Raw genomic sequence first — 20,884 nt, 5'->3', positions numbered from 1 at the left:
ACTCACAGGACGCCCGCGCCCGGGGTCTGCTCCGACCAGATGACCTTGCCCTTGTCGGTGTAGCGGGTACCCCAGCGTTCGGCGAACCGGGCGACGAGGAACAGGCCCCGGCCGCCCTCGTCGGTCGTCGCCGCGTAGCGCAGGTGCGGCGCGGTGCTGCTGGTGTCGGAGACTTCGCAGATGAGCGTGCGGTCGTACAGCAGACGGACCCGGATCGGGGCGGCGCCGTACCGGATGGCGTTGGTGACCAGTTCACTGAGGATCAGTTCCGTGGCGAAGGCCTCCTCCTCCAGCCCCCATTCGCCGAGCTGCCGCGTGACCCCCTTGCGCACCTCGGCGACGGCGGAGGGATCGGGCGCCACGTCCCAGTGAGCGACCCGGTCCGGGTCGAGAATGCGCGTCCCGGCCACCAGGAGAGCCACGTCGTCGCCCGGAGGGGTGGGCAGCATGGTCCGCAGTACGTCGGCGCAGGTCTCCTCCGGGGTCCGGCCACGGCGGCTCAGGCTGCGGCGCAGCAGTTCGAGACCGGTATCGAGGTCCCGGCTCCGCGCCTCGACGAGGCCGTCCGTGAAGAGCACCAGCCGGCTCCCCTCGGGCAGCCGCACTTCGGCCGCCTCGAAGGGCAGGCCGCCCAGGCCGAGAGGGAGGCCGGCCGGTGTCTCGGGGAACTCCACGGTGCCGTCGGGCATAACCACCGCGGGTCCCGGGTGTCCGGCCCTGGCGACTGAACAGCACCCGGTGACCGGATCGTAGATCGCGTACAGACATGTGGCCCCCGTGATCTCCGTTCCCCCTCCGCCGGCTCTCTCCTCCTGATCCATCCGGCCGACGAGTTCATCGACACGTGCGAGGAGTTCGTCGGCCGGCAGGTCCAGGGTGGAGAAGTTCTGGACCGCCGTGCGCAGCCGCCCCATCGTGGCGGCCGCGTGCAGACCGTGCCCGACGACGTCACCGACGACCAGCGCGACCCGGGAGCCGGGCAGCGGAATGACGTCGAACCAGTCGCCGCCCACCCCGGCCTGGGCGGGCAGGTAGCGGAAGGCCACATCGACGGCGTTCTGCTCGGGCACAGCGCTCGGCAGCAGGCTGCGTTGCAGGGTGACCGCCATCTCGTGCTCGCGCGTGTAGCGGCGGGCGTTGTCCACGCAGACGGCGGCCCGGGCCACCAGTTCCTCGGCGAAGGACACGTCGTCCTCGTGGAAGGGCTCGGGATTGCGCGTACGCCAGAAATTCGCCATCCCGAGGACCACGCCGCGCGCGTGCAGCGGAACCGAGAGCAGCGAGTGGACGCCGTACGCGATGATCCGCTGCGTCCGTTCGGGATCGCGTCGGCGGAAGTCCGGCGAGGTGGTCAGATCGGGTTCCAGAACCGTGCGGCCACTGCGCATGCCCGGCGCCGAGGGGCCGTCGGGAATGAAGCCGAGCACGTAGCCGACGGGATGGAACGGGTGGTCAGTGCTCAGGCCTGCGACGGCCGTGCGGCGCATGTTCGTGACCGCTCCGCGCGGCGTGATCGGTTCCTCGCCCCGCAGGATGCTCTCCACCAGGTCGACCGTGGCGAAGTCGGCGAACCGGGGGATCGCCACTTCCGTCAGCTCTTCGGCGGTCCTGGTCACGTCGAGGGTGGTGCCGATGCGCGCCCCCGCCTCGTACAGCAGGAGCAGGCGCTCCCGTACCCCTTCCGCCTTGCCGGCGAGCGCTCTCAGGTCGGTGGTGTCGCGCAGGGTGGCGACGATCCCGGGCGGCCCGCCGCGTTCGCCGGTGTGGCGCAGATTGACGGCCAGCAGGCGGTCGCCCGCCACGCACACCTCGTCGGTGGCGGCGCGGCGCGAGGTCAGCAGTCGGGCGGTGGCCGGATCCAGGCCCACGTCGGTCACCCGGCGCCCTTCGGCGTCCTGGGGCAGGTCGAGCAGTCGGCGGGCCTCGTCATTGGCCAGCAGCAGCCGCCCGTCGCTCCCGATGATGAGGACGCCTTCCCGGACAGCGTGCAGCACGGCGTCGTGGTGCTCGTACAGTCGCGCCAGTTCGGCCGGGTCCAGTCCGCGGGTCTGCCGCCGCAGACGCCGGCTGACCAGCACCGCACCGCCGGTGGCCAGGGCCATCGCCACGGCGGCGGAGCCGAGAAGCACCGGCAGCTGCCGGCCGACCACGCCCTGCACCCGCTCGACCGTGATGCTCGCCGCCACGGTGCCGGCGACCGAGCCGTCCGGCCGGCGGACCGGAGACAGGGAGATCACGGAGACGCCCGAGGTCGTCTCCGTGGTCCGCGTGACGGGCTCACTCGGCGGCTCTCCGCTGCCCACCACGTGCTCCCCGATGAGGTCGGGGTACCGGTGGGTGTACCGGGTTCCGTCGGGCGAGTACACGACGATGAGGTCGACGCCGCCGCCCCGCCTGGCCTCCTCGGCCCACGGCTGCAGCGTGGCGGTGGGGTTCTCGCTGTCCAGCGCCGGCACGATCGCCGGGGAGTGGGCGAACGCCTCGGCGACGGCACGCGTGCGCAGGGACGCCTCCTGCATGCTCTCGCGCCGCCCCTGCAGTACGTGCGAGACCACTGCCGCGGTGACCAGGAGCACCACGAAGACGAGCAGCAGCAGAAACACCTGACCGGCCACCGTACGGACGCTGAGCAGGGACCGGAGGGGCGGGCCCGGCGGCCGGGAGCGGCCGGATCCACGGAGCCGCGCCCTGAATCGGTCGAATCCGCCCATAGGGCCATTCTGGCCTCGTTGCCGCCCTCCGGCGACGGCGGTGCGCGTCGGCGGAACATCCGGCGAACAGCGGGTGGCCGGCATGGTCGAGCTGCGGCAGGGTGGTCCACTTGTTCTCGGCGGCGCTCCACACGCGAACCGTGGGGGTTCCCAGGGGCGTCCCCGGAATCTCGCCTCCCTTGGGCTCGCGCCGGCTGCGGGCAGGACCCCGGTGGTCAGTGCGCGGGCTTGTCGGTGATCCGGACGAGGTTGCGTCCGCGCAGGGGGTCGAAGCGGGAACACGGTCGTGTCGGACACGCCGTACACGACAACGAGGTCGGTCACCATGACCGCGAACCCGTTGCCGTCCCCGTTCCGCCCGAGCGGCGATGCCGGCCGTCTGTTACGGGTCGCTCGTCGATCGGGTTCACGAAGCACTGGGAGCGACCCGTCCTCGGGTGGTGGGTCCACAACGAACCGCCGCCCTCCGGTGCCGGACTGCACACCGGCCGGCACGAGGCCGTTGAGGCGACGGCTGGTGAGGACCTTCAGCTCTCTGGGGGTCCGGCTCCTTCACGCGGGGGACTCCGGGCTGAGGCAGGCGTGGCCAGGGTTCTCACTTGAGGGCGTTGGCGCCGTAGGCGCGGGTCACCCACTCCTCGTCGTAGATGGTGTCCAGGTAATTGCCGCCGAAGTCGGGGGAGATGGCAACGGCGGTCAACTCGTCCTGACCTCCGTGCGCCGCCAGCCAGTCCATGGCCCCGCTGACGACGGTTCCCGTGGACCCTCCGAAGAGAAAGCCGTGGCGTACGAGGCGGTGGCACATGCGGACTGTCTCTGCCTCTGCGACGTACACCACGTCGTCCGCGTAGGACGCGTCAAGGATCGGGGGCCGCACGCTGGTGCCGAGGCCGGGAATCAAGCGGCGGCCGGCGGGGCGGTCGAAGGTTACAGAGCCGATGGTGTCGATCGCGACGATCGAGACCTCGGGGTGGTTCTCCCGGAAGTAGCGGGCGCAGCCCATGAGGGTGCCGGTTGTCCCGGCCCCGACGAACAGCACGTCCAGCTCCGGGAAGGCCTTGGCCACTTCGGGGCCCGTTGTGCGGTAGTGACCACGCCAATTGCCTGAGTTCGCGTACTGGTTCAACCACAGGTAGCCGGCGTTCGCTGCGCACAGCCGCCTGACATGGGCCAGGCGAGCCCCGAGGAAACCGCCTTCCGCGTCGGGTTCATTGACCACGTGTACTTCGCTGCCCAGGGCCTCCATCGTTCGCCGGGCCGTGAGCGTGCAGCGTGTGTCCGTGACGCAGACGAAACGGTAACCCCTGCTGGCGGCGACGATACTCAGCGCGACGCCCATGTTCCCCGACGACGACTCTACGAGCGTTCCGCCCTCTCGGAGCTCACCTTCGCGTTCCTTGGCGTCCACCATCTCCGCAGCGGCTTTGGCCTTGATCGACCCAGCGAAATTGAAGCCCTCGCATTTGAGATATAGCTGACACCCGATGCTCTGCCGGAGGTCGACGTAGAGGTCTTCGACATTGAAATCCAGGGGATTCGTGATGATAGCTGTCACAGGGACACGCTCACCATGACCTCCATATTTGACCTATACGACAGCCGGTATCGGCCAGAAAGGCCGAAAGCAGGGTGATACAAGTTTCTAGCACCTGTTATTTAGGGTTTGCAGGAGCCGCTAATAACTTACAGCCGCAGGTCACGGCATAAAATTGAATCCACCGATCCGCTTTGCAGTAGGAATCTCAAGCCAGCGGACACCAATCCGCAATGGCCGACGGTCACCCCCACCTCCGTCACGCACCCATTACCCGATCATCCTTGACTCCCCCTTGGGCCAAGGTTAGTGTCGCCGCAGGGGTGCCGATCGAACTGAGAGCCGATAGTGCAGTGAAATTACCGGGGAGTGACGTTAGTGTCCCGCTTATCGTGCGAACTTCGTAACCTCCTCCCTCGAAACTCCGAGTCCCCACTTCCCCATTCCACCGCCCCGCACAGTCGATTACCCATGCCCATTGCGCTTCACCTGAGGAGAAGTTCAAGAATGCTGGAGTTTCGTATTCTCGGCCCGGTCGGACTATGGGTGGGCAACTCCGAGTTACCACTCAACGGAACAAAACAGCGCACCATGCTCGCAGCCCTGCTGCTCGCCGGCGGACGAGTTCTCCCCGACTACCAGCTGGGCGAGATGCTGTGGAGCAAAACTCCGCCCGAGACGTACCAGGCGCAGATATATACGTACGCCTCGCGGCTGCGTCAACACCTCGACGGGCGGGCGGAAATCGTCCGCAAGGGCACGGGGTACCTGATGCGGACCACCGCCGGACGCTTCGATTACCACGAGTTCGAGATGCTGTCCCACGCCGGGCGCGCAGCACTGCGGGAAGGTGACTATCCATATGCCGCGGAGGTGCTGCGGGCGGCGCTCGACCTCTGGCACGGTCCGACGCTGACGGGTGTCACGGATCAGCTGGCGGAGACCGCGGGGCCCAGCATGGAAGAAGCGCGCATGGAGACCTTGGAGTACCGGATCGCCGCCGATCTGGCACTGGGCCGGCATGAGCAGCTCACGCCCGAACTCGTCGCGTTGGTGCGGGCACGCCCCCTCCGCGAACGGCTGCGCGCCCAGCTGATGGTGGCGCTGTACATGTCCGACCGCCAGGCCGACGCGTTCGAGGTGTACTACGTCGGCCAGCGGCATCTGGAGGAAGAACTCGGAGTCGACCCGGGGCTCGCGCTCCGCCAGGCATACCAGGCGATCCTGACCGGTGACCTCAACAGCATCTGGCAGGAGCCGTTCGGCGCGCCCGCGGGTCACCGGGCGCCCGGCGCCCCGTCGTCGGCGCCGGACCGGCGCACGATTCTGCCCAGCCACCTGACCCGCCGTGCCCCACAATCAGAGATACGGCTCGGGCCGGGGACGCGGCTCGTGATCGACGAACGAAGACTGTACCGTCACCCGTAACGCTTCAGGTCGCTGAAGAAGTCGGGGACAGTGTGCAGCGCACCGCCCCTGGCGACCTCGCCGTGAACGAAGCGCGCCACCGCGAGGTCGAGTACGCCCAGGCCGAAGGGGGAAAAGACGACCGGCCGATCGGCCGGGCAGGTGAGAGCGCCGGTCAGTACGTCGAAGAGCGTGCCTGCCACGAAATCCCGGTTGCCGACGCGCTGTTCGGTCAGGTGCAGTGACGTGTTCGCCTTCATGCAATGCTCTACGTCGTCGGTCACGTTGTGGGATGCCAGGACCACGTCGGTCGACACGTCCCGCAGCGAGATGTGCAGGACAAGCGGGTTGTGGTGGAACCAGGACGGGTCGCTCACGTGCGGCTCGCCGGCGACGGTGGCGAAGACGATCAGGTCGCTGGACCGGACCAGGTCTTCCGCCTTGTCGTGCACCGTGATCTCGCCCCCCTCGGTGCGCCGCAGATAGCCCTTGAACGCTTCGGCGTGCACTGGCGACACGTCATGGACTCCCAAAGCGGTGAAGGCCATGCCGCTGGCGACCAGATAGCGGTGGATGTAGCGGGCAATGAGCCCCGTCCCGAAGAAACCGACCCGCGTCGGGCGGTCGCCACCCCTGGCCCTGCTGAGCTCCGTGGCGGCGAGCGCCGCCGAGGCGGCTGTGCGCGCCGCGCTGATGATGGAGCTTTCCAGGCAGGCGAAGGGATAGCCGGTGCGGGTGTCATTGAGGATCAGCACCGCGGAGGCGCGCGGGATGCCCGCTTCCACGTTCTCCGGGAAGCTCGATATCCATTTGATGCCGTGTACGTCCACGTCACCCCGCACCGAGGCCGGCAGCGCGATGATGCGACTGGACGGCCGGTCGGGGAAGGTGAGGAAGTAGGAGTCGGGGTTCACCGTGGCGCCCTCGCCGTGCAGCCGGTACGCAGCCTCGACAACCCGGATGACGTCCTCCTCCCGTCCACTGGTCGTCGCCTGCACCTGGGCGCCCGGGATCACGCTGAAGGACGGGGACAAGGGATCGCTCACTGCGTACTGCCTTCCGGTCGGTCGTGTTCTTGTGCTCTGCCTGCTGCCGCTGCCGCGAGTGACGGTGACGCCCGGAACTCGCCGTCGAGGAACACGAGCGGCGCGTGGTCCTTCAGTGAGGTGCCACACTCGACCACCGCGCCCACCATCAGGTCATGGTCCCCGACGGCGTAGATGTGCTGGAGCCCGCAGACGAAGTAGGCGACGCACCCGGGAACGAGGGGCACGGCGGGATCGGTGTCCAGGACGGTCATCGCGGGCTGCTGCGACTGCCCCGTCCGGTCCCGCCGTGCGTAGTGCTGGGCGTAGTGTTGCTGCCCCCCACTCAGAATGCTGACCCCGAAACAGCCGGCCTGCTCGATGTAGTGCCGCATGCGTCCTTCGCGGTGGACCGCGATGCCGATCAGGGCCGGCTCCAGGGAGAGGGTGACGAAGGAGTTGGCGGTCAGCGCGTGCGTACCTTCGCCGTGGCGGACGGCGGCGATCGTCACTCCGGTGGCGAAGCGCCGTGCGGCGCGCCGCACGTTCTGTGCCAAGTCCTCGCCCCTCCGCCGGAACTGCGAGGCGTCGCCCGCGATCGGCGGGGAGGGGTGAACCTGTGTCGGCAGGGAGGGGCGCGTCATCTCGGCAGCTCTCCGTTCGGGACTGACTGGTTCGGGGCTAGTCGGACATCGCGACCAACACCCGGCGCGGCCCGGTGAAGGGGCGCCGGCCGTGGCCTACCAGGAGGTTGTCGATGATGAGCACGTCTCCGGTGTGCCAGTCCACGTCGACCGCCGACTCCAGGCCGCGGTCGCGGATCTGGGTGACGTAGTCGGCCGGTATGGGTGAGCCGTCGGCGAAGGTGACCGACTGCGGCAGGTCCTCCTGCGGCATGATCTGGTAGAGCGCCGCGGCCGTCTCGTCCCCAAGCCCTGCGGCATGCCACTGGTCGGCCTGGTTGAACCACACCTCTGTACCGGTCACCGGGTGGCGGACGGTCGCCGGGCGCGTCTGCGTGACGCGCAGACCGCCGTCCTCGCGCCACTCCCAGTCTGCCTCCGCGCTCTTGAGGAACGTCTCCACGTCGGCGCGCGACTCGGTCTCGAAGGTCTCCTGCCAACTCTTGCCCAGACCCCGGCCGCCATGCAGATTCTGGGAGTAGCGCACTCCCCCGGCGAAACCGTCGCGCACCTCGGCGTCCAGTGCCTCCAGCCAGCGCACGCCGTCCACCAGAGGGGTCGCGCCGCCCGTCACCGGCTCTCGGTCGCAGAAGAACAGCAGCCGGGCGGGCCACTGGTGGGCGTACGACATCTCGTTGTGCATGGAGATCGTGTACTCGGGCGGGTACTCGGTGGAGGTGTAGACGTTCTCCCCGACCTTGGTCCGCGGCGAGTTTCCGTGGACGTAGGCGAGCCGGTTGGGCAGAAGGAGGTTCATGACCTCGTCGAGTTCGGCGCGCGTGACGTTGAAGCCGCGGAAGACCAGCGCCTTGTGGCGGGTCAGCAGGGACCCCAGACCGGTGAGGCCGCGCAGGTGGCCGACCAGACCCTGCGGCGTCGCCGCTGCCCCGGCTTCGGCCGGCGTGATTTCCTTCGGTGCCCAGGTGCTCTGACCGTCCATCGGGCGGCTCCTCTCAGTGGGACGTGCCCCGATGGTGACTGCCGTATCTATATTTCTTCGGTATCTCTCCTTCGCCTGCGCCTGTATAGACGGCATATAGCCGCTCTCCCCAGGGTGACCTTTTGCCGGTACTCAAATGAGCTATGCAGCTACGGAGTTGGGAATGGTCGACGGAGACGCAATACGCCTGCCTTTGTCCGCCGGTCAACAGGGTGTCTGGTTCGCGCATCAGCTGGATTCCACCGGCCAGCAGTACAACTGCGCGGAGTACATCACCATCGATGGCCCGCTCGACGTGGAACTCCTCAGATCAGCCTGGGCATTGCTGCGGGCGGAGGCGGACGTCGTACGCATCCGTTCGATAGTGCAGGACGACGGACTCTGGCAGGTCCTCGACCCGGCGCACGCCGTCGAGCCGGTGCTGGTCGACCTCACCTCCGCGCCGGATCCGGAAGCGGATTCTCAGCGTTGGATGCGGCAGGAAGTGTCCCGTCCCGTCGACCTGGACAGCGGCCCGATATCTTCCTTCGCGCTCCTGAAACTGGCGGACACCCGGTTCATTTTCTACTACCGCATCCACCACGTCGTCATTGATGGATACGGCGTTCACCTCCTCGGGCAGCGGCTGGCCGAGATCTACTCGGCGCTGTCCGAGAACCGTTCCGAGGTGCCCGCCGCATTCGCACCGCTGTCGACCGTGCTCGACGAGGACACGTCCTACCGCTCGTCGCCCGCGTTCGCCGAGGACCGGAGCTACTGGCTCAAGCGGTTCGAGGACACTCCCGAGCCCATGCGGGTGCCGGGAGGCGCCGGAGCGCCGCTGCCGCCCGGGATGCTGCGGCTGCGCCGGTCGCAGCCGCTGTCCCGCTCCGACTTCGACCAGCTGAAGAAGGCCGCGGAGCAGGCCGGAACCACCTGGCACCTACTGCTCATGACCGCCGTCGCCGCCTACGTCCACCGGGTCACCGGCCGCCGGGACGTGATCCTCGGCGTTCCCGTGACGGGTCGCCGCACGGCCGCGTCGCGACGTACTCCGGCGATGGTGACCAACACAGTCGCGGTACGCATCGACGTCCCGCCTGCCGCCACGCTGTCGCGGCTCGCGGGGGACATGACGACGGAGGTCGCCGCCGCTCTGCGGCACGAGCGGTTCCGCATCGAGGACCTGCACCGTGCCCGCTCGGTGGAGGACGGCGTCGGTGCCTTCCTCGGGCCCATCGTGAACTTCATGCCGTTCGGCGGGCCGCTACGCTTCGGCGGCATCGAGGCCACCTCGCACAACCTGGCGTCCGGGCCGTGCCTCGATCTGTTCCTCAGTGTCCGGTCACACACCGACGGCGAGGGCGTGTCCCTCGTCTTCGAAGGAAATCCGGAGCTCCACGACGAGGGCTCCCTGCGGGGCCATCAGGAGCGGCTCACCGCGTTTGTCAGGGCCGTCACGGCCCGGCCCGGGGTGCCCGTCGGCACGGTCGACGTCCTCTCTCCCGACGAGCGCCACGAACTGCTCGTACGCCGCAACGACACCACCGTCCCGGTACCCGCGCCGACCGTACCCGAGGCGGTCGGCGCACAGGCCGCGCGGTCCGCGGAGCGCGTCGCCCTGGAGCATGAGGGGACCACCTGGACATACGCCCAGCTCGACGCGCGGGCCGGCCTGATCAGCCGTCATCTCGCCGCACGGGGCATCGGTCCCGGTGATCTCGTGGCGCTCTCCCTGCCACGCTCTCCGGCGCTCGTGGCCGCGATGCTCGCCGTTCTCACAGCGGGCGCGGCCTTCGTACCCGTCGACGCGACGCATCCGCCGCAGCGCATCGCCCACATGCTCGACGACACGGCCCCCGCGTGCGTCATCACCGACACCGCGACGCAGCCCCTGCTGCCCGGCGGGGCGCCGCGCGTGCTGGTGAACGAGGACGGAATACTGACGGGTGCCGGGCCCGCCGCGACGGTCGGCGCCCCGGCTGCCCCCGCACATGACAACCTCGCCCCCGACCATGCCGCCTACGTGATCTACACCTCCGGATCCACCGGCACTCCCAAGGGCGTGGTCGTGGTCCACGACGGACTGCGCAATCTCGTCGCCGACCGCATCGCCCGTTACGGGATCGACGCGCACAGCCGGGTCCTTCAATTGGTCTCTCCCGGCTTCGACGTCGCGATGGGGGACATCTGGCCCGTGCTCTGCGCCGGCGGCCGCCTGGTGCTCGCCCCGGACGGGAACACGCTGTCCGCAGAGGCCCTGGCCTCGCTGCTCCGCTCACGGCGCATCACGCACGCCGCGATTCCACCGGCGTTCCTGGCGCAGCTGTCACCGGAGGGCCTGACCGAGCCGCAGGTACTGATCACGGGCGGGGAGGCGCTGTCCGCCGAGGTCCTCGAGCGGTGGTCGGCCGGCCGGCGGATGTTCAACGAGTACGGGGTGACGGAGGCATCAGTCACCTCCGTCGTGAGTGCGGCCCTGGACGGCCCGGGCCCCCCGCCGATCGGCCTCCCGATCGCCAACACGCGGACGTACGTGCTCGACGGCTCACTCGCTCCGCTGCTGCCTGGCGTCACGGGCGAGTTGTACCTCGCGGGCACCGGCCTGGCCCGGGGCTACCTGCGGCGCCCGGAACTGACCGCCGAACGCTTCGTGCCCTGCCCGTTCGGTCCGCCCGGCTCGCGGATGTACCGGACGGGCGATCTCGTACGGTGGCGGGTGGACGGGGGTGGCCTCGAGTACCAGGGGCGCGCCGACGACCAGGTCAAGGTGCGCGGGTTCCGGATCGAGCTCGGCGAGATCGAAGCGGCGCTGGCTCGGCACGATCGGGTCGAGGCGGCCGTGGCCGCCGTGCGTGAGGACCGCCCGGGGCGGCGGCAACTCGCCGCCTATGTCGTCGCGGCGCCCGGCACCGAGCCGCCCGAACCCGCTGAACTGCGGGCGCTCGCGGCGCGTTCGCTGCCCGCCCACATGGTGCCCGCCGCCGTCGTCCTGCTCGACGCGCTGCCGGTCACACCGAACGGCAAGGTGGACCGGCGCGCGCTGCCCGTGCCGGACTTCTCGTCCGCCGCGGGGCGCCTGCCCCGCACGGCGCGCGAGGAGACCTTGTGCGCCCTGTTCGCCGAAGTACTCGGGGTGGACGGTGCGGACGGGGTCGACGGGGTGGAGGGGATCTCCGTCGACGACTCCTTCTTCGACCTGGGCGGCGACAGCATCGCGGTGCTCCAGCTCGTCTCCCGAGCGCACCGGGCCGGTCTGAAGGTCGCCCTCGCCGATGTGTTCGCGCATCCGACGGTCGCCGGCCTGGCGCCCGTTGTCGGCGTGGCCGTTACGGACGGCCCGCAGGCCGAGCCTCTCGACGCCGACATTGGTCCTTTCCCTCTCACTCCAGGCATGGCGCGGCTGCTGGAGCAGCAGGTTCCGCTCACCGGCCGTCATGAGTCGCTGCTGCTCCAAGTGCCGCCCGGGGCCGGGCGGGAGACGATGGCCGAAGTGGTGGGTGCGCTCGTCGGACGGCACGCCGCGCTGCGGCTGCGCCTTTCCGTCTCCGCCGCCGGCGAGTGGGAGGCGCGGACGCTGCCCGTGTCGGCGGTACCGGTGGACTCCGTCCTGACCCGGGTGGCGGTCGGCGACCTGGACGCGGAGGCCGTGGAGGGCCGGGTGGAGGCGGAGAGGGCCGCCGCCGGGGCCCGGCTCTCACCCGCCGAGGGCCGAGTGGTGCAGACGGTGTGGTTCGACGCCGGGGCCGGGCACGCGGGGCGTCTGCTGCTCCTCGTGCACCCGCTCGTCGTGGACGCCGCCTCGTGGCGGATCCTGCTCGACGACCTGGCCGCGGCCTGGGCGCGGTTGAGCTCCGGGCGGCCGGTCCGCTCGGAACCTGCCGGTACGTCGCTGCGCTCCGCGGCCCTGCGGCAGCCCAAGGCCGACGCGGGCGGCGGCCCGCCGGAGCGGGCGCCTCTCGAACGGCAAGGTGAGGCAGTCGGCACACAGGGCTCGCCGGGCTGGCCACTCAAGCGCCAACTGCTTTTGGCGCCGGAGGAGTTCGGGTCCGTACTGACTACTCTTCCGGCCCTCTTCCGGGCCGGTCCCACCGACCTGCTCGTGACCGGTCTGGCTCTGGCGTATGCCGAGTGGCGCCTGCGCCGCACCGGCACGGCGCAGGCGGCAGTGGTCGCCGACGTGACGGGGCCCGACCGTACCGGCGACGCGGCGGAGGCCGGCCTCGAAAGGACGGTCGGGCCGCTCACCGAGGGCGGTACGGTCGCGCTGGATCCGGGGCCGGTCGGCTGGGACGACGTGTGCGCGGGCGGTCCGGCCCTCGGCCCGGCGGTCAAGCGCGTCAAGGAGCAGTTGCGGGCGGCCGGGGTGTCCCTGGGGCCCTCCCCGCAGGACCGCCCCGCGGGGAGGCGCAGGCCAACGGACGCCGATACGCCGGGCTTCGCCTTCCACCACCGTGGGTCGCTGCCGGTCGGTGACGGGAGCGGCCGGGGGGACTGGCTGCCCACCGGAGAGGAAGGCTGCTTCTCCTTCGCGCCCGCCTCGCCCGCCCTGGGCCTGTCGCTCGATGTGGAGTTCGTGGCGGTCAGCCGTGAACGGCCGTCCGGGGCCGAGCTGGACGTCACGGTCTGCTGGGACGGCGGGCGGATCTCCGAGTCGTCGGTCAAGGAGCTGGTCGAGCTCTGGCGTGCGGCGCTCAGCGGTCTCGTCGCGTACGGCAGCCAGGGCGGCACCGGCGGTCCCACGCCCTCCGACCTGCCACTCGTGCGGCTCTCGCAGGACGAGATCGACACGCTCACCGAGGGGCACCCGCGACTGTCGGACGTCCTGCCGCTCTCCCCGCTGCAGGAGGGCTTCCTCTTTCACAGCCTGTTGTCCGCGCAGACCGTCGACGCGTACGCCGCCCAGCTCTGCTTCGACCTGGAGGGCCCCCTCGACCGGGCGGCGCTGCGGGCGGCCGGGGAGGCGCTGCTCGACCGGCATCCCGCGCTGCGTTCGGCGTTCCGGCACGACAGCACGGCCGAGCCGGTGCAGGTCGTGTGCGACGACGTAACGCTGCCGTGGGCGGAGCATGACCTGTCGGCCCTCCCGGAGGAGGAGCGCGAGGGACAGGCACGGCTCCTGGCGCGGGCCGAGCGGTCCAGCCGGTTCGACATGGCGGCGCCGCCCCTCATGAGGTTCACGCTCCTGAGACGGGGCGATGAGAGCCACCGCCTGTTACTGACGGCCCATCACATTCTGTGGGACGGCTGGTCCACGGCGACTTTGGTACGCGAGCTGTTCACGCTGTACGCGCCCGGCGGCGTACGCCCGGACCTGCCGCCCGCCGCCCCGTACCGCGACTATCTGGCCTGGCTGGCCGCCCAGGACCTCACGGAGGCCCGAGACGCGTGGGCGGCCGCGCTCGAAGGGCTGGCCGGCCCCACCCATGTCGCGGTCGGCGCCCCGGACGCGGCCCCCGCGCAGCAGGACCATGTCACGCACGTACTGGACGAGGCACTGACCGGGGAGCTGACAGCGCGCGCCCACGCCCACGGGTTCACCGTGAGCACCGCGGTGCAGGGCGCCTGGGGTCTGATGCTGTCCACGATGACAGGGAGCGAGGACGTGGTCTTCGGGTCGTCCGTGTCCGGGCGCCCGCCGGAGCTGCCCGGCGTCGAGGGCATGGTGGGCCTGCTCACGAACACCGTGCCGGTACGGCTGCGGTTGCGCGTGGGCGAGCCACTGACGGACCTGCTGGCCCGGCTGCAACGGGAGCAGGCGGACCTGATGCCCCATCACCACTTGGGCCTGGGCGACATCCAGCGGCAAGCGGCGCGCGACGGGACGGCGGCGGCGCTCCCGCGCCGGGGCGGCGAGCTCTTCGACACCGCCATCTCCTTCGTCAGCACCTCCTTCGACCCGGCGGACGTGGCGCTGCCCGGCGGTCTGCGGCTCGCCGGGTTCGACGTCGAGGACGGCACCCACTACCCCTTACGCCTGGCCGCCGTGCCGGGCCCCGCGCTGAAGCTGCGGCTCGGCCACCGGCCCGGCCTGTTCTCCCGGCAGGACGCCGAACGGCTGCTCGCACAGCTGGTCCGCGTCCTCGAAACGGTCGCCGGGCGGATCTGAGCGAGCTCATCCCGCGCGCGAGTGCGCCGCGGGCCCGACCAACGAGGAGGCGAGGCGCCTTGCGGACGCCCGGGACATACATCAAGGGGCTCGGAGTCTTCCTGCCCCGCACGGTCGGCATCGAAGAGGCCGTCGCACAAGGTCTCTATCCGGCCGAGGACGTGGAGCTGCACGAACTGGCAGGCGCCGCGGTGGCCGGGCGGACACCGGCCCCCGAGATGGCTCTGTGGGCGGCCCAGGACGCGTACAAACGCTGCGGACACCGCCCCGACGACACCGATCTGCTGCTCTACGCCGACTCGTGGCACCAGGGGCCCGACGGCTGGCAGCCCCAGTACTACCTCCAGCGCCACCTGGTCGGCGGCGATGTGCTCTCGATGGAGGTGCGGCAAGGCTGCAACGGCATGTTCGGCGCGCTGGAGCTGGCCGCCGGGTATCTGGCGGGCCGGCCCACGTCCCGCGACGGCGAGCGGCCGTCCACCGCTCTGCTGGTCTCCTCCGACAACTTCGGCACGCCGATGATGGACCGCTGGCGGATGGGGCCCGGTTACGTCACCGGGGACGCCGCCAGTGCCGTCGTACTCACCGGTGAACCGGCGTTCGCCGAGCTTCTGTCGGTGGGTTCGCTGACCGTGGCGGAGGCCGAGGAGATGCACCGCGGCGCCGAGCCGCTGTTCCCGCCGGGTCCGACCGTCGGGCGGGCGCTCGACTTCACCGCGCGCAACGCCGAGTACAAGCGGCGCTCCGCCGCTACCGGCGGGGGCACCGCCGCCCTGGTCCAGGTGCACGTCAAGACGCTGGAAGTGGTCGAGCGGACTCTCTCGGAGGCGGGCATCACGATGGGCGACGTCACCCGCGTCGCCTATATGAACTACTCGCGGGAGATCGTCGAGCAGCGCTGCATGGGTGCGCTCGGACTGCCTCTGGAGAAGTCGGTCTGGGAGTTCGGCCGGACGGTCGGCCATCTCGGTGCGAGCGACCAGACCGTGGCCCTGGATCACCTGTTGACCACGGGGGAGCTCGGCCCCGGTGACCACCTCCTCATGCTCGGCGTCGGCCCCGGGGTCACCCTCTCCGCCGCGGTCGTGCGCATCCTGCAGCCCGCACCGTGGTGCGGCTAACCAAAGCAAGGAGACGACCCAGTCGTGCCTACGCGATCTGACTCAAGCACCTTCGACCGAAACGGGAGCCGCACCCCGGCCCCCCTCGAACCCATCGCCGTGATCGGCGCGGGCTGCCGCTTCGCCGGTGCGGCCGACTCCCCCGCCGCGTACTGGGATCTGCTGCTCTCCGGCCGGGACGGCATCGGACGGATGCCCCAGGACCGCTGGGGCGCGTACCGCGAACTCGGCCCCGATCACGCGTCGGCGGTACGGCGCGCCGACCTGCCCGCCGGTTTTCTGGGCGAGGTGGAGGGGTTCGACGCCGCGTTCTTCGGCCTCACCCCCCGGGAGGCCGAACTGATGGATCCGCAGCAGCGGATCCTGCTCGAAGTGGTGTGGGAGGCGCTTGAGCACGCCGGGATCCCGCCCACCGGCCTGGCCGGCAGCGACACGGGGGTCTTCGTCGGCGTCGGCTCGGACGACTACGGCCGCCGGCTCCTCGAGGACCTGCCGAACATCGAGGCGTGGACCGGCATCGGCAGCGCGATGTGCGCGGCCGCCAACCGCATCTCGTACGCGATGGATCTGCGCGGACCCAGCCTGGCCGTGGACACCGCGTGCTCGGCCTCGCTCGTGGCCACCCATCTCGCCTGCCAGAGCCTGCGCGCGGGAGAGAGCGAGGTGGCCCTCGTCGGCGGCATCAATCTGATTCTCGCGCCCGGTCTCTCGGTGACCCTGGAGGCCGCGGGCGCCACATCGCCCGACGGGCGCAGCAAGCCCTTCGATGCCTCGGCGAACGGCTACGGGCGCGGGGAGGGCGGGGCCGTACTGGTCCTCAAGCGCCTCTCCGACGCCCAGCGCGACGGGGACCGCGTCCTCGCCGTCATCCGCGGCAGTTCGGTCCAGCAGGACGGGCGGACCAACGGGATCATGGCGCCCAGCGGCAGTGCGCAGCAGGCGCTCCTGGAGGAGACGTGCCGCCGTGCGGGCATCGAGCCGGGCTCGGTCGACTACATCGAGGCACACGGCACCGGTACACGCCTGGGCGATCCGCTCGAAGCGGGGGCGCTCAGCGCCGTGTACGGGCGCGGCCGGCCGGTCGGCGACCCCTGTCTGATCGGCTCCGTGAAGCCCAACATCGGTCATCTGGAGGCCGGCGCCGGAGTCGCCGGCCTGCTCAAGGCCACCCTCGCCCTGCACCACGGCGAGATCCCGCCCAGCCTCAACTTCACCGAGGGCAACCCCGCGATCGGCTGGGAAGGCAACGGGCTGAGGGTCGTCACAGAGCCCACGCCCTGGCCCCGGCGGGGACGCCCGCGCCGGGCCGGTGTCTCGGGCTTCGGGTACGGCGGCACCATCGCGCACATTCTCCTTGAGCAGGCCACCGAGCCCGCCACCGAGGGCGGTGACACCGAAGCCGCACGGGACGCCGCCCAGCCGGTCCTGCGGGAGGCCCCCGACCGGCTGTTCCCGCTGTCCGCGAAGTCACCGGCGGCCCTGCGCGCCTACGCGGGCGACCTTGCCGAGTTCCTGACGGGGGCGGGCAGCGACACCCCTCTCGTCTCAGTGGGTCACACCCTCGCGCTGCGCCGCTCGCACTTGGACGTACGGGCCGGGATCGTCGCGGGAAGCCGGGAGGACCTCGCTGCCAAGCTGCGCATCGTCGCCGAAGGGGAGGAGTCGCGCGAGGCCCTGACCGGCACGTCGGCCACGACAGCGGCCGACCGGGGAACAGTGTGGGTCTTCTCTGGACACGGTTCTCAATGGGCCGGTATGGGGAGGGAGTTGCTGGAGTCCGAGCCGGTGTTCGCGGCCGCGGTCGACGAGCTGGAGTCGGTCTTTCTGGAGGAGATCGGTTTCTCGCCCCGGCAGGTTCTGACCGACGCAGACTTCGAGTCCGTCGACCGTGTCCAGACCATGATCTTCGCCATGCAGATCGGTCTGGCCGCCGTCTGGCGCTCCCACGGCGCCGTGCCGAGCGCCGTCGTCGGGCACTCCGTCGGCGAGATCGCGGCGGCCGTCACCGCCGGTGCGCTCACCGTGCGGGACGGAGCGCGGCTGATCTGCCGCCGCTCGCTGCTGCTGCGGCGGGTGGCGGGGCAGGGCGCGATGTTCATGGCAAGCCTGTCCATGGACGAGACGCAGGAGCGACTCGCGGAGCGCACCGACGCGGTCGCCGCGATCTCGGCTTCCCCCGGCTCCACCGTGGTCTCGGGGGACCGTGACGCGATAGCGGCCCTGTTCGAGGAGTGGCAGGCCGCGGGCGTGCAGGTACGCAAGGTCGCCTCCGACGTGGCGTTCCACAGCCCCCACATGGACCCGCTCCTGACAGAACTGGCCGCGGCGGCGGCCGACTTGACGCCGCGCGAGCCCGCCATCCCCATGTACTCCACGGCGCTGCCCGACGCGCGGACGACACCGGCCGCGGACGGCGCGTACTGGGCGACCAATCTGCGCAGCCCGGTGCGGCTCGCGGCGGCGGTCCGGGCGGCGGCGGAAGATGGCCACCGGGCATTCCTGGAGGTCTCCGCGCACCCTGTGGTGGCTCACTCGATCGGCGAGACCCTCTCCGAGCTCGACATCGAGGACGCCTTCGTCGGATCGACGCTGCGCCGCAATCAGTCCGAGCAGCTCTCCCTGCTCGTCGCGCTCGCCGACGCGCACTGCCACGGCATCCCCGTCGACTGGGCGAGGCTCCAGCCCGCGGGCGAGCTCGTCACGCTGCCGCAGGTGGCCTGGCAGCGTACCCGGCACTGGCGCGAGACCACGCTCCACGGGTCGGGCCAGGGCCACCAGCACGACGTGGACGCCCACGACTTGCGCGGCGCTCCCGTCCCGGTGGCCGGCGGGTCGCTGCGCCTGTGGCGCACCGAGCTGGACGACACCAACCGCCCCTACCCGGGCTCGCACACCATCAACGGGACCGAGATCGTGCCCGCGGCCGTCCTCCTCAACACATTCCTCGGCGCCCTCGACGGCGGCGAGGAGACCGTACGGGCTTTGGACGACGTGGCGCTGCGACTGCCCCTGACCGTGGCCGAGCAGCGTGAACTCCAGGTCGTACGCGACGGATCAGGGCTGCGGATCGCCTCCAGGGCGGCGGACGGCGACAGCGTCTGGCTCACCCACACCACCGCCTCGGCCGGGCCCGACGGCGCCGCGGCGGGTCTGCCTGAGCGGTTGCCGAGGCCCGCGGCCGACGCGGCTCCCGCCGACCCGGGCGACATTCTGCGCCACCTGGCATCGGTCGGCGTACCCACCATGGGGTTCGACTGGGCCGTCGACGACCTCGTGCGCGCCGAGGGCTCGCTGCGCGCCCGCGTGCGGGCCGAGCAGCCGGAGCACTCCCCCGCCACCTGGGCCCCGGTCTTCGACGCTGCCCTGTCGATCGCACCCTCCGCCTACCCCGGGCCGGCCGCCCTGCGGATGGTCGCCCAGGTGGGACGCGTGCGGACGGTCGGCGCTGTCCCCGGGGACGTGGACATCCACGTCGTCCATGATCCGCGGCAGGACACGGTCGACGTGTTCGTCGCGGACGAGGCCGGCCGGGTGGTGGCCACGCTCACCGGCGTGCGCTACAGCTCCATCGGGCAGGACACCGCGACGGCCGCACAACCGCATGAACTGGTGCACGAGGTGGCCTGGCACCCCCTCACCCTCCCGGCGTCGGGCTCTGGTCCGGCGTACCGCGACGTGGTGCTTGTCGGTGACGGCGCCGGCGCGTTCGCGACCACCCTCGCCGGGCGTCTCGCCGCGCGCGGCGGGCGGCTGCGGGCCGTGGAGGACCCTGGCGAACTGGCGGGCCTGAACGGCCTCGACGGGTCGGCCGACGTGCTCGTGGTCCCCGGTACGGCGGACTGCTCGCCTCCCGAGGCGGCCGCCACGCACGCGTGGCTGCTGCTGCGCACGGCCCAGCTGCTGGCCGGCCTGGGCACCGCGCGGTTCCCGCGGCTGTGGTGTGTGACCAGCGGCGTCCGGGAGAGCCGCGAAGAGGCACAGCTGGCGCACTCCTCGCTGTGGGGCCTTGCCCGGGTGATCGCGGGGGAGCACGGCGAACTGTGGGGCGGAACGGTCGACGTGGCTGCCGGCGACGCGGCGGAGGCCGATGTGCTCCTCGACATCCTGCGGGCCGCCCCCGCCGAGGACGTGATCGCGGTACGGGACGGCGCCGCCGTCGCGGCGCGGCTCGTACGCACACAGCGGGAGGCCGCGCACGCCCCGGTCGCGTGCCGCCCCGACGGTACGTACCTGATCACCGGCGGCCTCGGTGTGCTCGGGCTCGAAGTCGCCCACTGGCTCGCGGAGCGGGGTGCCCGGCGCCTCGTCCTCGCCGGGCGGGCCGCGCTGCCGCCGCGCGCCGACTGGGACACCGTCACCGACGACGGCACGCTCCGCCGCATCCAGGGGGTCCGTGCCCTGGAGGCCCGTGGTGTCACCGTCCGCACGGTGGCCCTCGATGTCGCCGACGCCGACGCGGTCGCGAACCGGCTCACCCCCGACGCACTGGGCCTCCCGCCGATCTGCGGAATCGTGCACGCCGCCGGCGTACTGGACAACCGGATGGCCCGGGAGGTGGACGAGCCGTCCCTGCGGCGGGTCATGAGGCCCAAGGCGGACGGGGCGTGGGTGCTGCACGGCCAGTTCCCGCCCGGCAGCGTGGACTTCTTCGTCCTCTTCTCGTCGTGCGGCCAGTTGCTCGGGCTTCCTGGCCAGGCCAGCTACGGCTCGGCCAACGCCTTCCTGGACGCCCTCGCGCAGCACCGCAACGACCCGGACGTGTCGTACGGCGGCGCTTCGCACGGCGGCGGGGACACGATCAGCTTTGCCTGGACGTCGTGGCGCGGGCAGGGCATGGCAGTCAACGAGGTGGTCGATCTGGAGCTGCGCGAGCGCGGCGTCACCGACATCTCGGTCTCCGAGGCCTTCGGCGCCTGGGAGTTCGCCGCGCGCCGCGGCGCCGGCTCCTATCCGGTGCTGCGCACGGTGCCGGTGGAGCCAGGGACGGAGCGGCTGCCCGTGCTGCGTGAGGTGGCGGTGGAGGACACATCGGCCGCCGCCCCGCAGCAGGACACCGGGGCGTTCGCGGATCTGCCGCCCGAGCAGCTGCGGGAGCGGCTCGTCGAAGAGGTGGCGGGGCAGATCGCCGGGGAGATGAGACTGCCGACGGCTTCCCTCGACGTCCGCAGGTCGCTGGTGGAACAAGGACTCGACTCGGTCATGACCATCGTCGTCCGACGCCGTCTGGAGAAGCGGTTCGGCCGGAAACTGCCGGCCACGCTGCTGTGGCATCAGCCCACAGTGACCGCCATCGTGGGTCACCTGGTCGAGCTGCTGTCACCGGCCGAGGAGGAGGAAGAGGGAACGAAGGAGCTGACGCCCGCGTCCTGACGCCG

The 20,884-nt window shown here is 71.1% G+C and carries 9 protein-coding genes; 4 read left to right on the top strand and 5 right to left on the bottom strand.

Features of this window, described 5'->3' with window-relative positions; translation table 11 throughout:
- Window positions 1-2 precede the first annotated feature (2 nt).
- Window positions 3-2,711 carry a SpoIIE family protein phosphatase gene (locus ABZX79_RS29475; RefSeq protein WP_355264238.1) on the bottom strand — a complete coding sequence of 903 codons (2,709 nt, stop codon included), beginning with the start codon at window positions 2,709-2,711 and terminating at the stop codon, window positions 3-5.
- 595 nt (window positions 2,712-3,306) lie between these two features.
- Complete coding sequence (gene sbnA / locus ABZX79_RS29470) at window positions 3,307-4,266, bottom strand: 2,3-diaminopropionate biosynthesis protein SbnA (RefSeq protein WP_355264235.1); 960 nt, start codon at window positions 4,264-4,266, stop codon at window positions 3,307-3,309.
- Window positions 4,267-4,752: 486 nt separating this feature from the next.
- On the opposite strand from sbnA, the gene ABZX79_RS29465 reads away from it, so the two are divergent.
- Window positions 4,753-5,673 carry an AfsR/SARP family transcriptional regulator gene (locus tag ABZX79_RS29465; protein ID WP_355264232.1) on the top strand — a complete coding sequence of 307 codons (921 nt, stop codon included), beginning with the start codon at window positions 4,753-4,755 and terminating at the stop codon, window positions 5,671-5,673.
- On the opposite strand, the gene sbnB is transcribed toward ABZX79_RS29465, so the two are convergent.
- Genes sbnB through ABZX79_RS29450 form a run of 3 tightly spaced genes read right to left on the bottom strand, consistent with a single transcriptional unit; the run spans window position 5,664 to window position 8,300 of the window.
- Window positions 5,664-6,698: a 2,3-diaminopropionate biosynthesis protein SbnB gene (gene sbnB / locus ABZX79_RS29460; protein ID WP_355264229.1), complete on the bottom strand. Its 1,035-nt coding sequence runs from the start codon at window positions 6,696-6,698 to the stop codon at window positions 5,664-5,666. The two genes, ABZX79_RS29465 and sbnB, sit on opposite strands and share 10 nt — an antisense overlap.
- A complete protein-coding gene (locus ABZX79_RS29455; protein WP_355264227.1) occupies window positions 6,695-7,321 on the bottom strand; it encodes a flavin reductase family protein in 627 nt (208 codons plus the stop codon). Before ABZX79_RS29455 ends, sbnB begins: the two co-directional genes overlap by 4 nt.
- 37 nt (window positions 7,322-7,358) lie before the next feature.
- The gene (locus ABZX79_RS29450; RefSeq protein WP_355264224.1) at window positions 7,359-8,300 is read right to left on the bottom strand and encodes a TauD/TfdA family dioxygenase; all 942 of its coding nucleotides are present in this window, start codon (window positions 8,298-8,300) and stop codon (window positions 7,359-7,361) included.
- Between the two features lie 163 nt (window positions 8,301-8,463).
- On the opposite strand from ABZX79_RS29450, the gene ABZX79_RS29445 reads away from it, so the two are divergent.
- From ABZX79_RS29445 to ABZX79_RS29435, 3 genes are read left to right on the top strand one after another with little or no spacing between them, the layout of a single operon-like run.
- Window positions 8,464-14,388, top strand: coding sequence for an amino acid adenylation domain-containing protein (locus ABZX79_RS29445; protein WP_355264221.1), 5,925 nt, complete (start codon window positions 8,464-8,466; stop codon window positions 14,386-14,388).
- A 59-nt stretch (window positions 14,389-14,447) separates the two neighbouring features.
- Window positions 14,448-15,509: a ketoacyl-ACP synthase III family protein gene (locus ABZX79_RS29440; RefSeq protein ID WP_355264218.1), complete on the top strand. Its 1,062-nt coding sequence runs from the start codon at window positions 14,448-14,450 to the stop codon at window positions 15,507-15,509.
- Between the two features lie 24 nt (window positions 15,510-15,533).
- The gene (locus tag ABZX79_RS29435) at window positions 15,534-20,879 is read left to right on the top strand and encodes a type I polyketide synthase (protein ID WP_355264215.1); all 5,346 of its coding nucleotides are present in this window, start codon (window positions 15,534-15,536) and stop codon (window positions 20,877-20,879) included.
- Window positions 20,880-20,884: the final 5 nt, after the last annotated feature.

Origin of the sequence: Streptomyces sp. NPDC002994 (genome assembly GCF_040611155.1) — a bacterium.
Taxonomy (GTDB): Bacteria; Actinomycetota; Actinomycetes; order Streptomycetales; family Streptomycetaceae; genus Streptomyces.
The sequence above is the reverse complement of the archived record's forward strand: the minus strand, read 5'-3'. Positions and strand labels throughout refer to the sequence as shown.